At 58.2% G+C, this 6718-nt stretch carries 5 protein-coding genes; 1 reads left to right on the top strand and 4 read right to left on the bottom strand.

Going from position 1 to position 6718, the window contains the following annotated elements; translation table 11 throughout:
• Positions 1-944: 944 nt before the first annotated feature.
• Together AC07FD_RS24030 and AC07FD_RS24025 are read right to left on the bottom strand one after the other, a co-directional pair.
• Positions 945-1268 carry a hypothetical protein gene (locus tag AC07FD_RS24030; RefSeq protein WP_478351863.1) on the bottom strand — a complete coding sequence of 108 codons (324 nt, stop codon included), beginning with the start codon at positions 1266-1268 and terminating at the stop codon, positions 945-947.
• Between the two features lie 877 nt (positions 1269-2145).
• The gene (locus AC07FD_RS24025; RefSeq protein WP_478351862.1) at positions 2146-2964 is read right to left on the bottom strand and encodes a hypothetical protein; all 819 of its coding nucleotides are present in this window, start codon (positions 2962-2964) and stop codon (positions 2146-2148) included.
• A gap of 479 nt (positions 2965-3443) precedes the next feature.
• Between AC07FD_RS24025 and AC07FD_RS24020 the strand changes: the two genes are divergently transcribed.
• Entirely contained in the window at positions 3444-3734 is a 291-nt protein-coding gene (locus AC07FD_RS24020) for a DUF982 domain-containing protein (protein WP_478351861.1), read from the top strand.
• 103 nt (positions 3735-3837) lie between these two features.
• Here the strand turns inward: AC07FD_RS24020 and AC07FD_RS24015 are convergent, their stop codons facing one another.
• Both AC07FD_RS24015 and AC07FD_RS24010 read right to left on the bottom strand, forming a co-directional pair.
• Positions 3838-4029: a hypothetical protein gene (locus tag AC07FD_RS24015; RefSeq protein ID WP_478351860.1), complete on the bottom strand. Its 192-nt coding sequence runs from the start codon at positions 4027-4029 to the stop codon at positions 3838-3840.
• Between the two features lie 306 nt (positions 4030-4335).
• The gene (locus tag AC07FD_RS24010) at positions 4336-6606 is read right to left on the bottom strand and encodes a bifunctional DNA primase/polymerase (RefSeq protein WP_478351859.1); all 2271 of its coding nucleotides are present in this window, start codon (positions 6604-6606) and stop codon (positions 4336-4338) included.
• Positions 6607-6718: the final 112 nt, after the last annotated feature.

Here is a 6718-nt window from a genome sequence, read left to right as displayed (position 1 = left end):
AGCCGCTTTACGTAAAAGGAAAGAAAATTCGACCTCGTTACGTATCTGCAAGTGAAAGAGAAGAAACCAAAATGAACCCCAACTGGCTACAGAGGCTCAAGAGTAATTTCCGAAGTTAGTATGTTGCGTCGCTGGCCATGGCCAGGGCGCTGCAGTAATACCGACAAGAGCGGCGACCGCGGTTGCGATGAAAGAATTGCGGATCATGAGAGCGTCTCCTTTGGCGGACGGGACCGCGAGTTGAACGGCTTTGAAGACGGTGTTCAGATGGAGTTCAGGAAGGACTAATTTGGCTGGCTTGCCACGGCGGTCATGGCTGTGGCCGCAGTAGGCCTTTTTGCGACGTGGTAATGTCAGCTTGCGAACGATTATGATGCCCCGCACCCGCGCCAAAGAGAGGTTCTGCCCGGGCGCTTGATGATCGCATGCGCAAAGGCGCTAACTCGGGTGCCAAAGAAGTGCCCGTGCTCTTCACCTGGCCCTCGCGTGGCAAGCTGCCCGCCTACAGCTCGCCCTTGTACAGTGCCGCCCCCTGCATGAGGACAATGACCTTGGCCCCCACTGCACGAGTTGCGCGGCATGGGAGGTCGCTTACCGAGCTTGCTCTATCGCTCGGCCCAGTGATTGCACTTCGGCAAGCTTTCTCCTCATGGTGGTACGTCTGAGCACGAAAGTGGGCAGATCGCGGGGGGCCGACAAGCCGCTCACCGAGGCCTACCGATAAGGCCGGTGACCTGCCACTGAACTGTCATCCAGCGGCGAGTCAGCCGATGGTTTCTGGCGCGGGTCGGATCGTGGCGGCGATATGGTAGGTCGGGCCCGCTAGCCTGCTGATGGGCTATTTGCCTTCTGTAGTAACCGTTAGGCTGAATCCTCTCTTCATGGAACCGGATCGAACGGCCTGCATTCTCCTCTGGATAGCGGAGGAGCGCCGGATGAAAGCCTTATTGGGGATAGTGAGTGGCTTTGCGCTGACGCTTGCCGTCTTCTGCAGCGGCCTCGCCTTTGCCGCCTGGATTCTCGCAGAGTTCTTTGTACAGCTGCTCTGCAATGATTAAAGCGCGATCGATGACCACGAGTTCGCCGCGCATCGCTTCCAGAGCGATTGCGGGGTTAACGGCCGGTTGCCGCGGCGCGACCTCGCCACCCAGCAGCGCGTTGGCAGCGGCGTTGACGTCGGCCCTGGCTGAATCGAAAGTGGATCCGTCGCGCTCGGCCTCGAGGATGCGAGCGACATTCGCTTTGCGCTTGGCGGTCAATTCGCGCATGCGCTCCGCGAGCACGGCGCTAGGGCCGGGTGGTGGCTGATTTTTGGGTGGCATTTCACTTTCCTTACGGTTTTTAGATGGGGTGATTTGGCTTGAGTTGTTCTGAACACCAGGCCTGACACCCCTTGTGTTTTTCCCTGCTCAAAAACAAAAAAAATACAGGTTTAGCGAAGGTTCTAACCGGAACGGTGTAGGCGCCATACGGGTTTCGGGAGGCGATACCGCCTATGGGGGCCATGGCCGTGGAGCTGCACCGCGACCTCGTTGACGGAGCATCAGTGGTCGTGGGCGATCAGCGCACCGCTCCCGACGAGCGGTGGCGCGATCTGGTTGCCGCCTTGCGGCAATGAAAGAAAAGAGCTCGAGCCTGTGCCGCCTGGTCTCTTGACCAATGACGAAAGAGTGCCGCGCGCTGAGGAAGGAGGCGGCGGGCGATCAGGAATAGAGCAAAACCTGACTGCCATAGAAAAAGGCCGCTCCCTGTTCGTGGACGGCCCCTGTTTCGTTGTCTGTTGTCCTATAGGTTTTTAGCGGCCACGATTTGGCACCCTGAAAAAAATCCGCTGCACTTTTCCACATAGGGTTTTGGCCTTTTACGCAGTCATTTCATATCGTTGACAAAATTAGTTAAAAATACTCTGAACGCCTTTCCACATGCCAACTCACGACGGTCCGAATGCCCCCTTGCCAAGCAGTCCGAAAGGGGCGCCTATAAGAAATCGGCCCGAAAGGATTCTCGATTTGAGTTTTTCAAATGGAGAGTTGTATGCGCCGGCCCCCTCCGAAAAAACGCAAATGGTGGCACCTATCGCGAGAGGAAGTATTCAAGCTCATTGCCCTGCTGCCGCTCGTCCTGAATCTGTTGCTACACTGGTGACTACGCGATTTTCAATCTCAATGAAGGATGCCGGTCTGCCACTGCACTCGCCGCCCACCGTCCTGCGTCTCGCAACGCTCTGCCACCACAGCGATCGGCTCCGCCGCCCTTCGACCCAAGCGCCTTTCCCACGTCGGCAACGTTACCCCTTGCGAGAACCACCTCAATAACGATGTCGACCTCTTCACTGGGAGCGGGGGGCTTCGGTTCGTCCTGTCGGCGAATGTCGCCGCGCCGCTTGCCCATTTTCGGTTGCCCGAGACCACCGACCGCGCCATTGAAGATTGCGCCCTCAGCGATTTCTGGAGGATGGAAGCTGAAGCGTGTCGCGTCGGTAAAAACAGCCTCTGGATGTATCCAGTCCTGGCACTTGATTGTGATCCCACGGGAGCCACCATCCCACATTCCTGTCATTGCTGGTTGTGGCTCCCCGTCGCCGAGACGTGGCTTTACGGCAGGTAGCGCGAGGTAAGCATCGAGCGAACGCGGGTCTGGATTCGCCCCCCGCGGCTTGCCATCTTTACGACGATCGATGCCCGAGCCCTCGGCGTCGGCTTGGTTATCGTTAGCCACTTCGGGATGCCGCGCACGCGCGATGAGCCACAAGGAGGCCGCACCCTTTGCATCGTGCTTTGCAAGCCAGTTCATGGCTGGCAGGCCGCCACGGTATCGTACACGAACCGCCGACTGCTTAGGCCAAGGGTTTGCCTTGAGGATGGCATCCGCCGCGTAGAGAATTTCTTTCCGAGTGGGAGGGGCATTATCATTGGCCGCAATGCGGCCTTCCGCAGAAGCGGTCTGGTCAGAAATCTGTGCCAATGGAAGCTCTCTATTATTGAGGTCTGTGTTGGAGCCCCTCGGCTCCGGCCTTGCCGTCTGAACGACGGTCGTCTTTACAGCATCTAGCGGTGAAACTGCCCGCAAACACTGGATATAGTTCTGAGGACCGATTTTATCCAGTCGGTCATGGTTATAAAAGGCGGCAGACCCGCCAAAGGCAAGGGTTAATCTCACGTCCCTCGCGCGCGTTACGCGTGATCGCGCGCGTGAGGCAAAAAACTGTAATTGGGTTGGTGGTCACCCCCGGTTGCCAGGGCCGGATGGCATTGGAGGTCCAAACCCCATATCCCTTTGATACAACGCATTATCGTTCGGGGAGCGGTGGTAGGAAAACCGATCTGCCAGACCTTGACCCGCCCCCTCTGGAGGGGCTGTCTACCCACTTTGAATGGCTCTCTGATGGTGCTGCCACTGCTGTATCCTTTGCGTGTCTGGCGTTCCAACCCTCGGAGATCACCATGACCGACAAGCGTTTCTCGCAACCCGTTTCCATCTTCGTTGGCATGGGCTTCCCGCGCGATATCGAGACGGCGGCTGAGGCCTATGAACTGCTGAACGAATGGTCTGGTAGCCGCAGCCCAACATTCAAAGCGGCCCTTGCCGCATGCCAGGCAGCGTTGACTGGGCAGAGGGACTTGGAGTCGGCCCGCATCGCCTTCGAAGCGTTTGCGCGTGGCCGCGGGATACTTGCGCCTGATGCGCTCGACTTGGCGGCATCGCGGGCCGCTGAGGAGTGGACGACTGCGTGAGCGGCACGCTCGTTGTCATTATCCGCCAGGATCTTGCGGAACTCGGCCCATGAGAGGCGTCGGCCGCGGTACGGGCGATCGGCTTCGGTCGGTGAAAGCGCTGTCATGCTGCCTCCTCATCGCTGTCGGCGTAGCGGCGAAGCCTGGCGATGATATCTACGCGACTGCTTTCGTAAATGTACTCGAGCGGAACGACTCCCCAACACCACGTGCCGGTCGTTGTGTCGTAGCCGTAGCAAGACAGGGACTCGCCGTCGCAGTCGTCGGTGTCTTCGATGGTCTCCGGATCAATCATTTATTGAAGCCCTCCTAAAGGCTGCGTTTTGGTTGGACTTGCCAACTTGCCACGATAGGGCAAAACCCGAACTTCACCGGCGAACTCAGAAAAATCCGCAGGGCGTGGCAAGTCTGGCAAGTTGGCAAGTGAGTGATTTATCTAAATATAATACGTATATATATCATACACTTACCTGATAGATTCCTATGTGTTCTCACTTGCCAAAAACTTGCCACTTGCCAAAGGCATGCACAAAGATCGGCTCGAAATCTGTGCACGTGTTTGGCAAGTGCAATAGTTTAGCAAGCGTTTTGGCAAGCGGAATTACGCCACACCGGCCCGTGTCAGCACGTAGGTTTTCCCGTCGCTTTTCTCGATCTCGCCGGTCTCTTGAAGTCGTTTGAGGGCATCATCAAACGTCCTGCCATCTGCGCCCCGCACGCCTCGTCGCCGAAGCAACTCAGCGCGGTAAAGCTGCCCGTCCTTGGCGCCTATCAAGGCCGACACGATGCCCTTGCATAGCCCTTCGAACTTGCTTGACATCATGTGCTTGTCGATGCCGCTTTCGATGGCTTTGATGCTCGCGTCCATCATCGCGCGTGACCAGGCAACATCTTCCACTGTCACAGAAGGGTTGGCCGGATCGCGCGAAAGAGCACGCAGTGTCGCCAAGCGAACCGCGTTTTCGGCAAAGCGCCCGATTATGCCGTCGCGGCCTTCATCCCGGATGATCTCTTCCTCTTGCCAATCCTCGATAGTCAGCCATGCGCGCTCGGCCTCAGCATCCGCCCACGAAACTTCAACTAGGGACGGGATGGCCGATGCCGCACGCCACGCGCCCTGACCACCGTTTAAGTTCCTTGGCCATGGAAAACTGTCCTGCGCATTGGTGACAGCCTCGGCGAGCGCCGCCGGCAGGCGAAGGCCGTTGTCCTGCGGATTCGCCCTTACCGGACGTGCTTGGGGTGCGATGAAAATCCATCGTGCAACAAAGCCGTCCTTGAGGTTTCCTTCGGACAATCCGCCATAAAACCGGATCGGCGTTGATGTGCCGACGACAGACATTGTCGGGCAGTGGATAGGGTCGCTGTTCTTCTCGTCGTCGACACGCTCTTTTCCAAACCAGACTCCTGTCGACTTCGAATAGAGCTCGAGCATTGCCTTCCTGATTGTGGCGGTCCAGTTCCCTGTGCCAGCGCTGCCCACGTTCATCGACTCCAGAACATCGCCGACTTCATCCCACGGCATGACCATGACGGGCTTTTTGCGGAGAACCTTCTCGATGGCGCCAGCACTGGTGACCTCGCCTGGGCCGATCAGGTAGGCCATGCCGGATGCCTGCAGAAGGTTGACCAGGCGAGCCAACGGCGCCTCTTTGCCGAAGCCGGGGCCGGCAATGCCGGCAAGGTAAACGTTTACGCCGCATCCTGTGGGCGTGGCCACGCGCCTACCATAGAAGGCCGAAAGAAACGCTACTGCAGCCATCGCCGCCAACTCTGGCGACTTCCGGCGAGACGTGTTCAGTATCCAATCCGCAACCATGCCGCCGAGACCGCCAAGGGCGTCTGGCGTGAATGGATTACCGATGTCGACTGACTTGTCCTTTTTCGCAACCATGGCTGCGATGGCTTCGGCATTAGGCACGATGGGTGCGCCCTTGTCGATCCAGCCGAGATCCTCCTTCGCCTTGCAGAGGCGAGCACAGAGCCACTCAGCCGCGCTTGCTACCCCATCGCCCTTACCTGCGTGAGAAGCCACGTCTATGGCCGTGTGGGTCTCGCCGCTGCCCCAATCCGTTATCCCGCTAGGGTGGAAGGAGAGGTTGGCGTTCTTGACGCCGCGCCACACACACACGGCCCGATATCCCTCTCCGTTGCGTCTAGTCTTGGGCAACTCGAGCGCGGGCACCCATGCACCCAGGTTATCAAGCGCGGCCTGGTTGACGCGTCGAAAATAGGTGTCGGCCGAATTATCGTTGTTCGCAATGCGCGCCCGCGGCGCGGGTTTACGCGCGCCGTACGGCGCTAGAAGACGCTCGGCGTCCGCGACAGAGGTTTCCAATGATGGCCAGTTCAGCAACGGCAGATCGCCGAAGGTCGGCAGCGGTCTGTCCCACGAATAACACAGCCCGGTCTCGGGATGGATGCCGTCGACAATGACCTGTTGGCCCTTGCCCATTACCTCGATACGCTGATCGATGCCGTCGATCTTGAACCAGTCTGTAACCGACTTTTCCCGTGGCTCATCCGTCCTAAACAGGAACATTGCTTTCGGCGCCTTGCCAACCCGCATTGGTGCAAGTTCGCCTCCCGGCAGTTCGCGCACCATGGCAACGATCGCCGCAGCCAGATCGGGCTGGAGGATGTCGACGTCGATAGCGACCACGTCGCCGGTCATGATTCCAGTATTGCGGTTCTCCGGGAATGATGTCTCCCAGTCGATCGCGTTCTCAGTCGTGGCATGAAGGTTTTGCCAGCCCTTGAAACCGGATGGGATTTTGCCTCTGCAGGGGACGATGCGATAACCCTGCGACATCAAATTCCGTCGAGTGTCGAGAACATTATCTGCAGTTTTCAACTTTGGTATGGCGGCCATGAAACCTCACGTTTTGTGCCGTGCCGAGTCCACGCCTTGGATTCGGCTTTTGTTTTGATGGGCTGAGTTTGAGTGCTGGGGTTGCGGCGCCGGTTCGGCCGGACGTCTTTTG

The sequence above is a fragment of the Mesorhizobium waitakense genome (assembly GCF_056431085.1).
Note: the sequence above shows the minus strand (reverse complement) of the source record. Positions and strands in the feature narration are given on the sequence as shown.